The following is a 16,375-nucleotide window of genomic DNA, read 5'->3' as shown; positions in this document are numbered from 1 at the left end:
AATAGTAAGAGTCTATGACAAAACAGAAGAAATTTTTAACCTGTGATGGTAACCAGGCTGCTGCACATATTTCCTATATGTTCAGTGAAGTTGCGGCTATTTACCCCATCACTCCGTCATCTACAATGGCAGAATATGTAGATGAATGGGCTGCTGCCGGACGTAAGAATATTTTCGGCGAAACTGTAATGGTGCAGGAAATGCAATCTGAAGGCGGTGCTGCCGGTGCAGTTCACGGTTCATTGCAGGCTGGTGCGCTGACTACGACTTACACTGCTTCTCAGGGTCTGTTGCTGATGATCCCGAACATGTACAAGATCGCAGGTGAATTGCTGCCTTGCGTATTCCACGTATCTGCCCGTACATTGGCTTCACACGCACTGTGTATCTTTGGCGACCACCAGGACGTTATGTCTGCCCGTCAGACAGGTTTTGCAATGTTGGCCGAAGGTTCTGTACAAGAAGTTATGGACCTGGCTGGTGTGGCTCACCTTTCTACAATCAAATCCCGTGTTCCTTTCGTGAACTTCTTCGACGGTTTCCGTACATCACACGAAATCCAGAAGATCGAAGCATTGGAAAATGAAGACTTGGCTCCGCTGATCGACCAGAAAGCGCTGGCTGAATTCCGCGCACGTGCCTTGAATCCGAAGACTCCGGTTGCCCGTGGTATGGCTGAAAATCCTGACCACTTCTTCCAGCACAGAGAATCGAGCAACTCTTACTATGAAGCAGTTCCTGCTATCGTAGAAGAATATATGAACGAACTTTCCAAGATCACAGGCCGCAAATACGGTTTGTTCGATTACTACGGAGCTGAAGATGCAGAACGCGTAATCATCGCAATGGGTTCTGTTACGGAAGCTGCACGCGAAGCTATCGACTATCTGACAGCTAAGGGTGAAAAAGTTGGTTTGGTATCCGTTCACTTGTATCGTCCGTTCTCGGCTAAACACTTCCTGGCAGCTGTTCCTAAGACTGCTAAGCGTATTGCTGTTCTGGATCGTACAAAAGAACCGGGTGCAACGGGCGAACCGCTGTATCTGGATGTAAAAGACTGCTTCTATGGCCAGGAAAATGCTCCGGTTATCGTAGGCGGCCGTTATGGTCTGGGTTCTAAGGATACGACTCCGGCTCAGATTCTTTCCGTATATGAAAACCTGGCATTGCCGATGCCGAAGAACCAGTTCACTCTGGGTATCGTAGACGATGTAACATTCACTTCTCTGCCTCAGAAAGAAGAAATCGCACTGGGTGGCGAAGGTATGTTCGAAGCTAAGTTCTACGGTTTGGGTGCTGACGGTACGGTTGGTGCTAACAAAAACTCGGTTAAGATCATCGGTGATAATACAGATAAATATTGCCAGGCTTATTTCTCTTACGACTCTAAGAAATCAGGCGGTTTCACTTGTTCTCATCTGCGTTTCGGTGATCATCCGATCCGTTCTACCTATTTGGTGAACACTCCGAACTTCGTTGCTTGCCACGTTCAGGCTTATCTGCGTATGTACGATGTGACTCGCGGTTTGCGTGAGAATGGTACGTTCTTGCTGAACACAGTATGGAATGGCGAAGAACTGGCAAAACACCTGCCGAACAAGGTAAAACGTTATTTCGCTCAGAAAAATATTACTGTTTACTATATCAACGCTACACAGATTGCGCTGGAAATCGGTTTGGGCAATCGTACCAATACGATCCTCCAGTCTGCATTCTTCCGTATCACAGGCGTAATCCCTGTTGATCTGGCTGTAGAACAGATGAAGAAATTCATCGTGAAGTCTTATGGCAAGAAAGGCCAGGATATCGTAGACAAGAACAATGCTGCCGTAGACCGCGGTGGTGAATACACTCAGCTGACTGTTGATCCTGCATGGGCAAACCTGCTGGACGATGACGCTGCTGTTAACAACGATCCGGCGTTCATCAACGAAGTGGTTCGTCCTATCAATGCACAGGATGGCGACTTGTTGAAGGTTTCTGCTTTCAAAGGCATCGAAGACGGTACTTGGTATCAGGGCACTTCCAAATACGAAAAACGCGGTGTTGCCGCATTTGTTCCGGTTTGGAATGAAGCAAACTGTATCCAGTGTAACCAGTGTGCTTATGTTTGTCCTCACGCTTCTATCCGTCCGTTCGTACTGAATGACGAAGAACAGAAGGGTGCTAACTTCCCGATGCTGGATGTAAAGGCTCCGGCTACGATGAAGGGCATGAAGTTCCGTATGCAGGTTGACGTTCTCGACTGTTTAGGTTGCGGTAACTGTGCCGATATCTGTCCGGGCTTCAAGGGCAACAAGGCGTTGGCTATGGCTCCGCTGGAAGGCCAGTTGGCTGAAGCTGACAACTGGGCATACTGTGTGGCTAACGTAAGCTCTAAACAGAGCTTGGTAGACATCAAGTCTAACGTGAAGAACTCACAGTTCGCAACTCCGTTGTTCGAGTTCTCCGGCGCTTGCTCCGGCTGTGGTGAAACTCCGTATGTGAAACTGATTTCCCAGTTGTTCGGTGACCGCGAAATGGTTGCTAACGCAACAGGATGTTCTTCTATCTATTCAGGTTCTGTTCCTTCTACTCCGTACACGACAAACGAAAAGGGTGAAGGTCCTGCATGGGCCAACTCTCTGTTCGAAGACTTCTGTGAATTCGGTCTGGGTATGGAACTGGCTAATGAAAAGATGCGTTTGCGCCTGACAGACCTGATGAACAAGATCGGTGCCGGCGAGCATTCACCAGCTGAGATGAAAGAATTGGCTGCCGCATGGGTCGCTAATCAGAACGATGCTGACAAGACAAAAGAATTGGCTCCGCAGTTGATGGCTTTCGTGGAAGAAGGCATCAAGGCCGGTTGTCCGGTTTGTGCTCAGATCAAGGAACTGTCTCACTTCCTGGTAAAACGTTCACAATGGATTATCGGTGGTGACGGTGCTTCTTACGATATCGGTTACGGAGGTCTTGACCATGTAATCGCTTCTGGTAAGAACGTGAACATCCTGGTTCTGGATACAGAGGTATATTCTAACACAGGCGGTCAGTCTTCCAAGGCTACTCCGGTCGGTGCAATCGCTAAGTTTGCCGCTTCAGGTAAGCGTGTCCGCAAGAAAGACCTGGGTCTGATGGCAACAACTTACGGTTACGTATATGTTGCTCAGATCGCCATGGGGGCAGACCAGGCTCAGACATTGAAAGCGATCCGCGAAGCAGAAGCATACGACGGTCCTTCTTTGATTATCGCTTATGCTCCTTGTATCAACCACGGTTTGAAGAAAGGTATGGGTAAATCGCAGGCTGAAGAGAAAGAAGCTGTTGCATGTGGCTACTGGCACTTGTGGCGCTACAATCCTACTCTGGAAGCCGAAGGCAAGAACCCGTTCACCTTGGATTCTAAAGAACCGGATTGGAGCAAGTTCCAGGACTTCCTGAAAGGTGAAGTTCGTTTCGCTTCTGTAGCAAAACAATATCCGGCAGAAGCTGCCGAACTGTTTGCCGCTGCCGAAGAAAACGCAAAATGGCGTCTGCGCAGCTACAAACGTATGGCTGCTGAAAACTGGAGCGTGGAAGAGTAATTGATTCTTGTAGATAAGAGGGCTTTTATTCCCTCTTGATAAAATAGAAAAGTAAATAAGCAGAGTGTAGCGGATTAGCTGGGACAGCGTTCGTTACACTCTGCTTTGTATTATATTATTTATTCATGCCAGTATCCCAAATAATTAGTATTTTTGTGAGTGAAACGAATGAAACAAGAATAGTGTATCACCAATAGATTTGATAGACTGTTTGGAGCAATATATTTTAACAAGCTAAAAATAAAAGATGAAAACAGGTACTACTATTGACGATATTCTGACCGACAGATTGATTATACGGTTAGCGAAGCCGGATGATGCAGAAGAAATATATTCTTACCGTTCTGATACTATTGAAAACCGATATCAGGGCTGGTTTCCCGAATCTGTTGAGGAAGTTCGTAATTATATCACCAATATGCCCGTGAATATGGATATTGCAGATGCCTGTTTCCAGTTTGCCATTCTGGCTAAGAATGAAAATCGCCTGATCGGGGATATGGGAATAATTTTCACAGGACATGAAAGAATGCAGGTAGAGATCGGTTGTACGTTGAATAAAAAATTTCAAGGTAAAGGTTATGCAACCGAAGCATTGACGGCAATGGTAAACTGTTTTTTCGTGACATTAAAGAAACATCGTGTTATAGCATCTATTGACCCAAGAAACAGAGCTTCTATCCGACTAATTGAACGGCTGGGATTCAGGAAAGAAGCTCATTTCAAAGAAAGCTATTATCTACGCGGAGAATGGGTCGATGATATAATATACGCTATGCTCAGAACAGAGTGGATTGAAAATCTAAAATAAGTAGTATCTTTACGACATTGAATCTATAATTAATTTTCTTATTATGAAAAAGTATTTGGCAGAAATGATCGGTACGATGGTTCTGGTACTGATGGGATGCGGTAGCGCAATTTTTAATGGCGGATGTGGAACTCCCGCACAGGTATTAATGGTTGCGATGGCGTTCGGACTTTCGGTTGTGGCGATGGCTTATACAATTGGCGGGACTTCAGGATGCCATATTAATCCGGCTATTACGTTGGGGTGTATGTTGTCAGGCCGGATGAAATCAAAGGAAGGCCTTATGTATATGCTGTTCCAGGTGATCGGAGCTTTGATCGGTTCCACGATTCTGTGGATACTTACTTCTAATATCGATATGGAATATGCGACAACGACGGGAGCTAATTCGTGTGCTCCGGGTGTCGGGATTGCCGGCGGCCTGATTGCGGAAATCGTCTTTACATTTGTTTTTGTGCTGGTCGTATTGGGTACGACTGATGCGAAGAAAGGGGCGGGCAATTTTGCCGGATTGGCTATCGGTCTGTCTCTTGTCCTGGTGCACATTGTTTGCATACCTCTTACGGGTACATCCGTAAACCCCGCCCGTAGTATCGGTCCGGCTTTGTTTGCCGGTGGAGAGGCTTTGTCGCAGTTATGGCTGTTTATCGTAGCTCCGTTAATCGGTGCGGCTTTGTCTGCCGGAGTGTGGAAAATGGTTGCTGAGAAAGAATAGAATTATAAAGAAACATAATTGAGGCGGAATCTTCGAAAGAGGATTCCGCTTTTTAGTAACCAAAGGAACCGTTTAAAATACAGGGATTGAATAGACAAGTCCCAGCGAAATGCGGTGCGTGTCGGGGTCGACGGCTCCCATGTCGAGGGCCGGCCTTTCGAGTTTTACGCCCCGGTATGTGTAGAGCAGGAAGATGAAGAGGTCGCTTTGCTTGATCGGGAAAAACTCGATGCTGCTTTGTGCGTTCCAGGACCGGCGGTACATGCCTTTGGCGAACGGGCCGTTTGCCTTGTAGACACGTCCGGTTTCGTATGCGCCTTTCACATAGACGTTCCAGCGCGGGTGGATGCGGTAATCGAGATCGGCGATGATGGACAGATATTCGGTGTTGCAAGCCGTTTGTGCAGTCGCGGGCAGGCGGCTGATAACACCGTGCTGGTCCAGTCCTTGCCGCGTGTACATGATATCCAAGTAAGTGAGCAACGGCCCTTTCTCGACCGTATTGCCGCAGGTGAAATAGTAAGAATAACGCTTCTGCGTCTGCTGTCCCATCGCGGCTGCATAGCGGAGTTGCAGGACACGGTCGAAATAATAACTGTTCCAGTTCACCGTGTACATGAAAGGCACTTTCGCCTCCCGTGTGTTCTCTGGTAGTCCGGTCGGATAGATCTCATCGTCCTGGCCGCTCCGGTTGTTGACGATCTGGAAGCAAATCTCTTGGTTTGTGTTGACTTGCCAGTTGCCCGATATACCTGCCTGGTAACAAGTCAGCAGGTTATTGAACTCACTGAACTCGCGCACTTTTATCGAATTGACATAATACTCATATCCTCCGAAGTTCACGAACTGTTTACCTATCGTAAAGCCAAATTTGTCATGCACTTTCAGGTTGACATAAGCTAATTCGAGCGAAGACGAAAGATTGTCCAGTGAATAAGGGTCCGAATATTTGTTGAACGACTGACGATAATGATAGGAGAGGTTTTTCCATACATCTCCTTTTATCTCCAACCGGACACGGTTTAGCTTGAAATTCATGCCGTCGAAATTAGATCCGGTGAAGTTGGCGTTGGCCGAAGTGAACAGCTGGAAATTCATTTCCGCACTTTCGATCAACTTCCTTCCTCCCGTGAGGCGTTCAACGAGCGTCGGTTCCTGTCCCGGAGTGGATTCCTTTTCAACTTCTTGGGCCAAAACCGATTGGACCGATAATAATAGTATTGTCAATAAGTAAAGATGTGTTTTCATGTTTGCAATTGAAATATTTTAGCGTTCAAATATAGTAATTTTCCACAACCTTTGGAAATCCGTATTTATTCTTACCTTTGCCTAAGGTTTTTAATATGGTAAAGAGTTTAGGTTATGATTAAGGCAGTTTTTTTTGATATCGACGGGACGTTAGTCAGTTTTAAGACACATGTTGTTCCCAAGTCGACTCTTCATGCGCTTGAATTATTGAAGAAAAAAGGAATTAAAGTGTTTATCGCTACCGGTCGTCATCGCAGCTCCATTAATAATTTAGGCGATCTCGAGTTTGACGGTTATGTGACGCTGAACGGCGGTTATGTGTTTGTCGGAAAGGACGATGTGATCTATAAACATAGCATTCCGGATAAGGATATTGAAGCGCTGGTGCGCTATCAGAATCAGGAAGGTGAGTTCCCGTGCGCCTTTGTGCAGGAAAACGAGATTTTCATGAACTATACGGATAAGGCGGTGAACGACGTGTTTCATCTGCTAAATTTCCCTGCGCCTCCCATCCGTCCGATAGAAGATATTTATGGAAAGACGGTTTACCAGTTGATCGCTTTCTTTACGGCAGAACAGGAAAAGCGTATTATGAAAGTCCTGTCCCATTGTGAGTCTACGCGCTGGAATGCGTTGTTTACAGATGTTGTGCCGCACGGAAGCAGTAAGCGTGTCGGCATCGACAAGATGCTGGCACATTTCCATATCGGCTTGGACGAATGCATGGCTTTTGGTGACGGAGGCAATGATATCCAGATGCTTAGCCATGTCGGCATCGGTGTGGCAATGGGAAATGCGTCAGAAGAGGTAATGAAGTCGGCCGCCTATGTGACGACTTCTGTCGATGAGAACGGTATCTACAATGCGCTGAAACATTTCAACATAATTTGATTTTGAACTGTTATATATAAAAATAGGGGAGATTATGATAGACGAACTGTTAAGATTCAATCGTGAATTTGTAAAGAATAAAGGATATGAGAAGTTTATCACCAACAAATATCCTGATAAGAAAATAGCGATCGTGTCCTGTATGGATACCCGCCTGACGGAGTTGTTGCCCGCCGCTTTGGGCATAAAGAACGGCGATGTCAAGATTATCAAGAATGCGGGAGCTATCATATCCCATCCCTTCGGCAGTGTGATCCGGAGCCTGCTGGTCGCCATTTATGAATTGGGTGTGAACGAAGTGATGATTATCGGACATACCGACTGTGGCGCTAAGCATATGGACAGCGAACAGATGATCGAGGTGATGAAGAAAAGGGGAATCCCTTCGGAGCATATCGACATGATGCGCTATTGCGGCATTGACTTCAAGTCCTGGTTGCGCGGGTTCGACACACCAGAAAGTTCAGTCCGCGAGACTGTGTCGCAAGTGCGAAACCATCCGCTGATCCCATCGGATATAACGGTTAGCGGATTTGTAATCGACTCGACAACAGGCGAGTTAACCCCGGTTGTTTGATTGGGAAACAGGACTGGATAGACCTGAATGAAAACTTAAAAATGTATAAACGTGCAAGAAAAACTATGTTTTACAGCATTGTTTTAAATAAAATGCTTATCTTTGCACTGTAAACAAAAAGAAAGAGAAAGTTTAGGTTTAGTTATTATTAATCGTTCTCCAAGCGTGGGGAACTTAAATGAGTAAAATTATGATGATGAGAGAAAATGAAAAAAGTATGCGTACTTTAGCGATGTTGCGTTATCAGGCTGATCGTTATCAGTCCGTTGGAAATGGTTCAATGTGTCAGCGAGTAAATGCTGAGATCCGCAGATTGATGAACCAAATGAGCGAAAGCTCTAAAAATTGAGTATTAAACAAGTAAATAATTTTGTATTGATGTTGTCTCTCCACCCTTGTCTTTAGAAAGACAGGTGAGAGATAGATGCAGAGGAGGCATTCGACGCTTAAGAGATAGCGGAGTTTGGCCTTTTTTTATTGCCCTTTTCCTTCCTTCCTTCCTAATTCGTATTTCCGGGTATTTACACAACCATTTTATTAACATTCTATTTATCAGGAGTGATTTTATTACGCCGCTTTTATGTTATCTTTGTAGTTGTAAAACTATAATCAGTAAAAACACAGTATCAAAATGAGAAAAGCGGGATTATTCTTAGTCTCCATAGCGCTAAGTGCTACATTGTGGGCCGAATCGCCCGAAAAGAAAGGGCTGGATGTGATTAATAAGACCAATGCGGAGGCCTATATCGGTTTCTTGGCAAGCGATGCCCTCGAAGGGCGCGAGGCCGGTTTCCGCGGCGGGCGTATTGCCGGCGAATATATTGTTTCCAATCTGAAGACGATGGGGATCGAGCCTTTGTTCGAGTCTTATTATCAGCCTTTCGATGCCTATAATAAAGAGCGGCAGAAGAGAGGGCGTTTCCAGGTTCATCCGGATTCGATCGCCAAGCTGAAGCAAGGTGTCCACCAGAAGTTGTCGATGAATAATATTTTGGGAAAGATCGAAGGCAAGAACCCGAACGAATATGTGATTATCGGCGCCCATTACGATCATTTGGGGATCGATCCGATGCTGGATGGCGACCAAATTTATAATGGCGCCGACGATAATGCATCCGGCGTTTCGGCTGTTTTACAGGTTGCAAAAGCGTTTTTGGCAACGGGCGTGCAGCCGGAGCGGACTGTGATCTTTGCTTTCTGGGACGGTGAGGAAAAAGGCCTGTTGGGTTCCAAATATTTTGTGCAGACATTCCCCGATATGGATAAAGTGAAAGGATATCTGAATTACGATATGATAGGCCGCAATAACGACGAGTCTAAACCGACGCACGTCGTCTATTTCTATACCGAGACGCATCCTGCGTTTGGCGATTGGTTGAAGAACGATATCAAGAAATACGGTTTGAATCTGGCACCGGATTATCGTCCGTGGGACAAACCGGTAGGAGGGAGTGATAATGCTTCATTTGCCCTGTTGGATATTCCGGTTATCTGGTATCATACGGATGGCCATCCCGACTATCATATGCCGGGCGACCATGTGGAAAAAATCAATTGGAATAAAATCGTCGATATCACCAAAGCCTCTTTTCTGAATATGTGGAATCTGGCGAATGAGAAAGAGTATTAAATAATGCTATTCCTACCCCCTTATTGTATAAAACGCATTTTTCAGGCTCGAAAGACATCTGAAATTAAATAAATGTTAATCCACTTTTTTGACCTCAAAAAGGGACTTTTTCGCCTTTTTTGAGTGTTTCCAGCAATTATGACCGTCCTCTTTGCCATTACGACCGTTCTAATGTGTAGTGCACTCGGCACCTCGCGAAGATTAGGACGGTCGTAATGGAGATTAGAACGGTCGTAATTGGAAAGAGGACCGTTGTAAGGGTAAAAAAGCCCCCTGAATTTCCTTGGGATATTTGGGACGCCGTCCGTTTTATTTTCAAATATTCGATTCTCCGGGAGTTAAGCTTTATCACTTTGCCGCTGTTTTGGCCTTCTGATAATCAAATTGCACGTATTTCGGAGTGACCTCGGCACCTCATTTCATCTGGTGTCAGGTAGAGGGGGTAAAACCATGAAAAGAGTCAATCCAAAATTGATCAAGATTTCGGACGAAATAGAAAAACTGCCGAAATGGGGGTTATTGTCTATTTTTTTATTTGTAAAAGGTTCAAAACTTGTCGGAATAGAATCATCATTTATATGATAAGACCCGAAAAGGCATTCGTTAGGATGTCGATTTATTTCGTACCTTTGCCGCTCATTTTATATAAGGTAATACATTAATAATATATGATTTCAATAGACGGACTAACAGTAGAGTTTGGCGGTAGCGCACTATTTTCAGATGTTTCTTTTGTCATTAACGAGAAAGACCGGATTGCCCTGATGGGTAAGAATGGAGCCGGTAAATCCACCTTGTTGAAGATATTGGCAGGCGTGCGTGAGGCGACTCGCGGAAAAGTATCCGCCCCGAAAGATACGGTGATCGCTTACCTGCCGCAGCATTTGATGACGGAAGACGGGCGTACGGTGTTTGAAGAGACTGCACAGGCCTTTGCCCATCTGCACCAGATGGAGGCGGAGATTGCCGAACTGAATAAGGAGTTGGAAACGCGTACGGACTACGAATCGGACAGTTATATGGAGCTGATCGAACGTGTTTCGACCTTGAGTGAGAAGTTCTATTCCATTGAAGAAATCAATTATGATGCCGACATAGAGAAAACGCTGTTGGGGCTGGGCTTTACCCGTGAAGACTTTACGCGCCAGACGAGCGAGTTCAGCGGTGGATGGCGTATGCGTATCGAGCTGGCCAAGCTGTTGCTGAAGAAGCCGGATGTGTTGTTACTGGACGAGCCGACGAACCATCTCGATATCGAGTCTATCCAATGGCTGGAAGATTTCCTGATCGATAACGGGCAGGCGGTCGTCGTGATCAGCCACGACCGCGCCTTTGTCGACCATATCACCACCCGTACGATTGAAGTGACGATGGGCCGCATATACGACTATAAAGTGAATTACAGCCAATACTTGCAATTGCGCAAGGAACGCCGCGAACAGCAGCAGAAAGCCTACGACGAGCAGCAGAAGTTTATTGCCGAAACAAAGGAGTTTATCGAACGTTTCAAAGGTACTTATTCCAAGACTTTGCAAGTGCAGAGCCGTGTGAAGATGCTTGAAAAGCTGGAGATACTGGAAGTGGACGAAGAGGATACTTCCGCTTTGCGCCTGAAATTCCCGCCGTCGCCCCGTTCCGGTTCCTATCCGGTGATCATCGAGAATGTGGCGAAATCGTATGGCGAACACACGGTCTTCCGTAATGCCAATCTGACGATCGAACGCGGCGACAAGATCGCTTTTGTCGGAAAGAACGGAGAGGGTAAATCTACGTTGGTGAAGTGTATCATGAAAGAAATCGAGCACGATGGCACGCTGACGATCGGCCATAATGTGATGATCGGTTATTTCGCCCAGAATCAGGCTTCCTTGCTGGATGAAAACCTAACGGTGTTCCAGACGATAGATGATGTGGCTAAAGGTGATATCCGAAATAAAATCAAGGACCTGTTAGGAGCCTTTATGTTTGGCGGCGAGAACTCGGCGAAGAAAGTGAAAGTGCTTTCGGGTGGCGAACGGACGCGTCTGGCGATGATCAAGTTGTTGCTCGAACCGGTCAATCTGTTGATTCTCGACGAGCCGACGAACCACTTGGATATGAAAACGAAAGATATCCTGAAACAGGCCCTGCTGGACTTTGACGGGACGTTAATTGTCGTTTCGCACGACCGCGATTTCTTGGACGGGCTTGTCACCAAAGTATATGAGTTCGGCAACAAGAAAGTTACCGAACATCTGGAAGGAATCTACGAATTCCTGCAACGTAAGAAGATGGAGAACCTGAACGAGCTGGAACGGAAGAACTAAATCCGTATGCCCAATCCCAACATCAAGTCGTAAGTAGAGCTATCTACGCGCGGATAATACTTGTAGTTTGTCCGGCGCGAGAAATAGCGGTTTGTCAGCGTGATGTTCCACCGGTCTTTCAGTATGTAAGCTAATTTCATCGAGAAAATCGTCAGACGTGCATTTCCCTTGTCGCCCTGGATGTTCAGGGTGCTTGGGTCTGTTGTGGACCAGTCCATCTCCGGATTGTAGCCCTTCCATGTGAAGATATGGTAATTCTCCAAATTGAGCAGGAAAGCCAGTCGTTTGTCATAGATGATGCCGGCTCCGGCTTTTGTGCTGTAGCCGCTGCCTAAGTTGTAATCCCGTTCGCCGAGCAGCATATAATCGGACAGGCTGGCGCCCAGCGCAACGCCGTTGAGATAAAATTCGGAATATATATCTGTTTTGTCTCCTGGTGTCGCCTGCTTGTAGTAGATTAGACCGCCACCTGCCGAGGCCGGTGCGGCGATGCGATAGGGCGGAACGGTCATGTCGCTTCCGTGGCGCAGTTCGGAATTGTAGAAGTCGAAATGCTGGAAGAACCCGGCGGAGAGTGTACGAGGTCCTTTCGTCCAAACCGTTTTTCCCCATAAGGCGCCGATGGCATTCACTTGGCTGACGACCGGTTGGGCGGAGAACAGGTCGAGCCCGAAGTTGAAGCGGAACCATTCGTAAGGCGAATAGAAATCATCATTAATCGGTGTCCCATAATCGATACGGAAGTTAACATTTAAACTGGTTGTTCCCCGTTTCGATCCTTCCTGTTCAGCTAAAAAACGAGGTCCTGTCGTCACTACGAAGTTGACTGGGACGGAGCTGTAAGTACGTCCTTTGGAAGAGCTGTGCCGCCAGGCTTCGCCCGAAATGATGCGGTTGAATGCACGGACGGGGGAGAGGATGCCCGACAACACTTCGCGCCCTACGCGTTCGGCTCCCGACGAGCGGTTGTCGATAAACAAATCGGACAGGCGGTAGGTGATTTCACCTAACTCGATCCCGCCGAATGTCGTTGCCAGCATATCGTTGATCGAAGGCGGTTCGGTCTCCATAAAAAATTCCCACATCAGGCTACCGCCGGCCGCAAACGGGGCGGACTGCCAGAAATTCATCCCGTTACTGCGGGCCGCATTGAAATAGAGCGAACCGTGATAGGGGTGGGAGAACAGGTTTGTGGTGAACTGGTCGGTGTCCCAGACCGGGCCTTTCTTGAAGTTGCTTTTAATGGTGTGCCCGTTGATATAGGACCACTCTTCTTTCATGATAAAACGGTCGAATCCCCAGACAAGCATATTGAGCCCGAATGTTTCGGCTGCCGCTTTCCAGGGGCGGCGGGGTTGGAACAAGGTCGTATCACTGACGTAATAACGGTGTACAGTTTGAGGGATATAATCTTGTCCCCATGCCCAAGAGGACGAAAGCAGACAAATCAGTCCGGCTAATATAAATTTCTTCATTTTTCTCTTAATTAGATAATCATCAGCACATAATCAGGTACAAACATATATATAATAAACAGCCGGATATTCGTTTGGTTTAAATTATTATCAGGTCGACTTGATAGAAAACAACAACATTGGAAGGAAATACTTATTTTTGCAGAAAAAATCAAAATGATAGACTTCATTACGTTTTGCGACTACACCGGGACATTTGCCTTTGCTATTAGTGGTATCCGCTTGGCTTCTGCTAAACAATTTGATTGGTTCGGTGCGTATGTGATTGGTGTAGTTACTGCAGTGGGGGGCGGTACGATTCGCGATATCCTGCTCAATGCCACTCCTTTCTGGATGGAACAGGCCTCTTACCTGATTATCTCGGCGCTGGCATTACTCTTCGTTATTATATTCCGGAAATATGTTATTAGTTTGAACAATACCTTCTTTATATTCGATGCGATCGGGCTTGGTTTGTTTGGCGTGGTCGGCATCGAGAAAGCGCTTGCCTTCGGTTTTCCCATGTGGGTGGCTATCGTGATGGGGACGATCACGGGAGCTTTCGGCGGTATGATCCGTGACATTCTGATTAACGAGGTGCCGCTGATATTCCGTAAAGATATCTATGCGCTGGCCTGTGTGCTGGGCGGCGTAATTTATTTTGCCTGCCTGCAAATGGGGATCGGTCCGTCGCTGACACAGCTCATTGCGGCGACCGGTATATTTGTTGCAAGAATACTGGCCGTAAAATATCATATAAGCGTTCCTGTATTAAAAGGGGAAGAATAAAATTATTAACTTTGTGCTCTATATGACAGCAAACATGAACACTCAAAGTGAGAAAGCCTCTATCCTGCTCATTTATACAGGTGGAACAATCGGTATGATCGAAAACCCTGAAACCGGCGTGCTGGAATCGTTCAACTTCCAGCATTTGAAGGATAATATGCCGGAGTTGAAGAAGCTGGGATATGCTGTTTCGACTATCCAGTTCGACCCGGCGATGGATTCGTCGGAGATGGGGCCGGAATCGTGGATGAAGATTGTGAAGATCATTGCTGACAACTACCAGCTGTACGACGGCTTTGTCGTGCTTCATGGTACGGATACGATGTCGTTCACTGCATCAGCTTTGAGTTTTATGTTGGAGAATCTGAGTAAACCGGTCATCTTTACCGGTTCGCAGTTGCCGATCGGCATGTTGCGGACGGATGGAAAGGAGAACCTGATTACCGCTATCGAGATTGCCGCCGCCAAGGACAACGGCATTCCGATCGTGCCGGAGGTTTGCATCTTTTTCGAGAACGACCTGTTGCGGGGTAACCGTACGAGTAAGATCAACGCGGACAACTTCAATGCGTTCCGTTCATACAATTATCCTCCGCTGGCACATGCCGGCATCTATATAAAGTATGACACGCAGCAGGTCTATCATCCTGTGTCGCGGAAACCGTTGAAGCCGCATTACCTGCTGGACAGGAATATTGCGATACTGAAGCTTTTTCCGGGTATTTCCCCGCAGGTGGTAGAAAGTATCCTGAATATCCCGGATTTGAAAGGAGTGGTCATGGAAACGTTCGGAAGCGGAAACGCTCCGTGTTACGACTGGTTCCTGGCGATGCTCAAAGATGCGGTAAGTCGGGGAATTGTGATTGTGAATGTAACCCAGTGTAGTGCCGGAAGTGTGGAAATGCACCGGTATGAGACTGGGCATAAATTATTGGAAGCGGGGGTGATAAGCGGATTCGACAGCACGACGGAAAGTGCTGTGACCAAGCTCATGTTCCTTTTCGGTCACGGCTTGACGCCGGAGGAGGTGAAGGACCATATGAACTGTTCGCTGATCGGGGAGGTGACAATCCCGGATACGTTTCGCCCGTAATTCCTGTTAAGGACTGAATTGGATATTGAAATGAAACTATCATTTTTAAGTTTAGCAAGTGGAAGCAGTGGAAACTGCTATTATCTGGGAACACCCGAGTTCGGGGTGTTGATTGATGCAGGTATCGGTATTCGTACCATAAAGAAGGTGTTGAAAGATAGAGCGATCGACTTCTCCAAAATTATTGCAGTCCTGATCACGCACGACCATGCTGATCACATCAAGACGGTGGGTTGCCTGGGGGAGAAGCTTAATCTGCCGGTCTACGCGACTGCCGCTGTCCATAGAGGTATCGAGAAGAGTCGCTATGTGGAGGAGACGCTGGTCAATTCCCGTAGAATAATCGAAAAGGAAATCCCTTTCACGATCCGTGATTTCCATATTACAGCTTTTGAAGTTCCGCATGACAGTACCGACAATGTCGGTTACTACATCGAATACGGGGACCATAAGTTCACTTTTGCGACGGATGTCGGCCATATTACCGATACGGTAAGCAAATATATGAGTATGGCGAACCATCTGATCATAGAGGCCAATTATGATGAGGAAATGTTGAAGTTCGGTACTTATCCCGCTTTCCTGAAAGAGCGTGTGGCCAGTCCGACCGGACATTTGAGCAACCGTGAAGCAGCCGAGTTTCTGGCGACTCATTATGATCCGAAGCTGAAAGACATCTGGTTGTGTCACCTGAGCCGTGATAATAACCATCCCGAGCTTGCTTATAAGACTGTCGATATCCGCTTGTTCCAGGAAGGCGTGCGGGTAGGCAAAGATGTCTCTTTGCATGCATTGAAGCGGACTACACCGTCTGACATTTTTGAGTTTGAATAGATTTTTTCGATAAAAACTGCAGGAAAAGTTTGCAAAGAAAAATTAAACTCCTATCTTTGCACCCGCAATCGAGAAACAACGATAGCATGAATGACTTGGTAGCTCAGTTGGTAGAGCAAATGACTCTTAATCATTGGGTCGAGGGTTCGAGCCCCTCCCAGGTCACTCACTCAAACAAAACCAACAAAAAAACGTCGACTTGGTAGCTCAGTTGGTAGAGCAAATGACTCTTAATCATTGGGTCGAGGGTTCGAGCCCCTCCCAGGTCACAAATAACAAAACAGCATTTTACAGTGATCCTGTGAAATGCTGTTTTTGTTTATAGAGCTTTTTTATCGGGTAAGTTAACCGGAAATAATTATCTTTGTTTTTATGGAATAAAAGGGCTCACCCGATATTTCTTGGGGGTAGCTCTTTTACAGGATCACCCCGGAAAGTTGTGGAGAAAGCAAAAAATAATT

General features: G+C 46.5%; 13 protein-coding genes and 2 tRNA genes. 13 read left to right on the top strand and 2 right to left on the bottom strand.

Features of this window, described 5'->3' with window-relative positions; genetic code table 11:
- Window positions 1-14 precede the first annotated feature (14 nt).
- The 3 genes from nifJ (at window position 15) to DWU89_RS11405 (ending at window position 5,092) form a co-directional block, all read left to right on the top strand.
- Entirely contained in the window at window positions 15-3,566 is a 3,552-nt protein-coding gene (nifJ, locus tag DWU89_RS11415) for a pyruvate:ferredoxin (flavodoxin) oxidoreductase (protein ID WP_115499778.1), read from the top strand.
- 247 nt (window positions 3,567-3,813) lie between these two features.
- Window positions 3,814-4,377, top strand: coding sequence for a GNAT family N-acetyltransferase (locus DWU89_RS11410; RefSeq protein ID WP_115499777.1), 564 nt, complete (start codon window positions 3,814-3,816; stop codon window positions 4,375-4,377).
- Window positions 4,378-4,420: 43 nt separating this feature from the next.
- Window positions 4,421-5,092 (top strand): MIP/aquaporin family protein, encoded by a 672-nt coding sequence (locus DWU89_RS11405; RefSeq protein WP_115499776.1) that lies wholly within the window; start codon window positions 4,421-4,423, stop codon window positions 5,090-5,092.
- 72 nt (window positions 5,093-5,164) lie between these two features.
- Here DWU89_RS11405 and DWU89_RS11400 read toward each other — a convergent pair whose 3' ends face one another.
- Complete coding sequence (locus tag DWU89_RS11400) at window positions 5,165-6,340, bottom strand: porin (protein WP_115499775.1); 1,176 nt, start codon at window positions 6,338-6,340, stop codon at window positions 5,165-5,167.
- 114 nt (window positions 6,341-6,454) lie between these two features.
- On the opposite strand from DWU89_RS11400, the gene DWU89_RS11395 reads away from it, so the two are divergent.
- The 5 genes from DWU89_RS11395 to DWU89_RS11380 all read left to right on the top strand — a co-directional run bounded on the left by DWU89_RS11395 (window position 6,455) and on the right by DWU89_RS11380 (window position 11,744).
- The gene (locus DWU89_RS11395) at window positions 6,455-7,231 is read left to right on the top strand and encodes a Cof-type HAD-IIB family hydrolase (RefSeq protein WP_115499774.1); all 777 of its coding nucleotides are present in this window, start codon (window positions 6,455-6,457) and stop codon (window positions 7,229-7,231) included.
- 34 nt (window positions 7,232-7,265) lie between these two features.
- Complete coding sequence (locus DWU89_RS11390) at window positions 7,266-7,808, top strand: beta-class carbonic anhydrase (RefSeq protein WP_115499773.1); 543 nt, start codon at window positions 7,266-7,268, stop codon at window positions 7,806-7,808.
- A 190-nt stretch (window positions 7,809-7,998) separates the two neighbouring features.
- Window positions 7,999-8,157, top strand: coding sequence for a hypothetical protein (locus tag DWU89_RS20790; protein ID WP_167451669.1), 159 nt, complete (start codon window positions 7,999-8,001; stop codon window positions 8,155-8,157).
- A gap of 282 nt (window positions 8,158-8,439) precedes the next feature.
- The gene (locus DWU89_RS11385; RefSeq protein WP_115499772.1) at window positions 8,440-9,438 is read left to right on the top strand and encodes a M28 family metallopeptidase; all 999 of its coding nucleotides are present in this window, start codon (window positions 8,440-8,442) and stop codon (window positions 9,436-9,438) included.
- A 668-nt stretch (window positions 9,439-10,106) separates the two neighbouring features.
- The gene (locus tag DWU89_RS11380) at window positions 10,107-11,744 is read left to right on the top strand and encodes an ABC-F family ATP-binding cassette domain-containing protein (protein ID WP_115499771.1); all 1,638 of its coding nucleotides are present in this window, start codon (window positions 10,107-10,109) and stop codon (window positions 11,742-11,744) included.
- Here the strand turns inward: DWU89_RS11380 and DWU89_RS11375 are convergent.
- Window positions 11,741-13,219 (bottom strand): DUF3943 domain-containing protein, encoded by a 1,479-nt coding sequence (locus DWU89_RS11375; RefSeq protein WP_115499770.1) that lies wholly within the window; start codon window positions 13,217-13,219, stop codon window positions 11,741-11,743. The genes DWU89_RS11380 and DWU89_RS11375 overlap by 4 nt on opposite strands.
- A gap of 156 nt (window positions 13,220-13,375) precedes the next feature.
- On the opposite strand from DWU89_RS11375, the gene DWU89_RS11370 reads away from it, so the two are divergent.
- The 5 genes from DWU89_RS11370 to DWU89_RS11350 all read left to right on the top strand — a co-directional run bounded on the left by DWU89_RS11370 (window position 13,376) and on the right by DWU89_RS11350 (window position 16,183).
- A complete protein-coding gene (locus tag DWU89_RS11370; protein ID WP_115499769.1) occupies window positions 13,376-13,987 on the top strand; it encodes a trimeric intracellular cation channel family protein in 612 nt (203 codons plus the stop codon).
- 22 nt (window positions 13,988-14,009) lie between these two features.
- The gene (locus DWU89_RS11365) at window positions 14,010-15,080 is read left to right on the top strand and encodes an asparaginase (RefSeq protein ID WP_115499768.1); all 1,071 of its coding nucleotides are present in this window, start codon (window positions 14,010-14,012) and stop codon (window positions 15,078-15,080) included.
- A gap of 30 nt (window positions 15,081-15,110) precedes the next feature.
- A complete protein-coding gene (locus tag DWU89_RS11360; protein WP_115499767.1) occupies window positions 15,111-15,914 on the top strand; it encodes an MBL fold metallo-hydrolase in 804 nt (267 codons plus the stop codon).
- Between the two features lie 92 nt (window positions 15,915-16,006).
- Window positions 16,007-16,079: transfer RNA gene (locus DWU89_RS11355), tRNA-Lys, on the top strand.
- A gap of 31 nt (window positions 16,080-16,110) precedes the next feature.
- Window positions 16,111-16,183 (top strand) — tRNA-Lys (locus tag DWU89_RS11350).
- Window positions 16,184-16,375 lie beyond the last annotated feature (192 nt).

Source organism: Parabacteroides acidifaciens, assembly GCF_003363715.1.
Taxonomy (GTDB): domain Bacteria; phylum Bacteroidota; class Bacteroidia; order Bacteroidales; family Tannerellaceae; genus Parabacteroides; species Parabacteroides acidifaciens.
Note: the sequence above shows the minus strand (reverse complement) of the source record. Positions and strands in the feature narration are given on the sequence as shown.

Excerpts from the sequence above, each read along its gene's own strand:
- nifJ (WP_115499778.1), top strand. The coding sequence starts at position 15 with ATGACAAAACAGAAGAAATTTTTAACCTGTGATGGTAACCAGGCTGCT.
- DWU89_RS11410 (WP_115499777.1), top strand. The coding sequence starts at position 3,814 with ATGAAAACAGGTACTACTATTGACGATATTCTGACCGACAGATTGATT.
- DWU89_RS11405 (WP_115499776.1), top strand. The coding sequence starts at position 4,421 with ATGAAAAAGTATTTGGCAGAAATGATCGGTACGATGGTTCTGGTACTG.
- DWU89_RS11400 (WP_115499775.1), bottom strand. The coding sequence starts at position 6,340 with ATGAAAACACATCTTTACTTATTGACAATACTATTATTATCGGTCCAA.
- DWU89_RS11395 (WP_115499774.1), top strand. The coding sequence starts at position 6,455 with ATGATTAAGGCAGTTTTTTTTGATATCGACGGGACGTTAGTCAGTTTT.
- DWU89_RS11390 (WP_115499773.1), top strand. The coding sequence starts at position 7,266 with ATGATAGACGAACTGTTAAGATTCAATCGTGAATTTGTAAAGAATAAA.
- DWU89_RS20790 (WP_167451669.1), top strand. The coding sequence starts at position 7,999 with ATGATGATGAGAGAAAATGAAAAAAGTATGCGTACTTTAGCGATGTTG.
- DWU89_RS11385 (WP_115499772.1), top strand. The coding sequence starts at position 8,440 with ATGAGAAAAGCGGGATTATTCTTAGTCTCCATAGCGCTAAGTGCTACA.
- DWU89_RS11380 (WP_115499771.1), top strand. The coding sequence starts at position 10,107 with ATGATTTCAATAGACGGACTAACAGTAGAGTTTGGCGGTAGCGCACTA.
- DWU89_RS11375 (WP_115499770.1), bottom strand. The coding sequence starts at position 13,219 with ATGAAGAAATTTATATTAGCCGGACTGATTTGTCTGCTTTCGTCCTCT.
- DWU89_RS11370 (WP_115499769.1), top strand. The coding sequence starts at position 13,376 with ATGATAGACTTCATTACGTTTTGCGACTACACCGGGACATTTGCCTTT.
- DWU89_RS11365 (WP_115499768.1), top strand. The coding sequence starts at position 14,010 with ATGACAGCAAACATGAACACTCAAAGTGAGAAAGCCTCTATCCTGCTC.
- DWU89_RS11360 (WP_115499767.1), top strand. The coding sequence starts at position 15,111 with ATGAAACTATCATTTTTAAGTTTAGCAAGTGGAAGCAGTGGAAACTGC.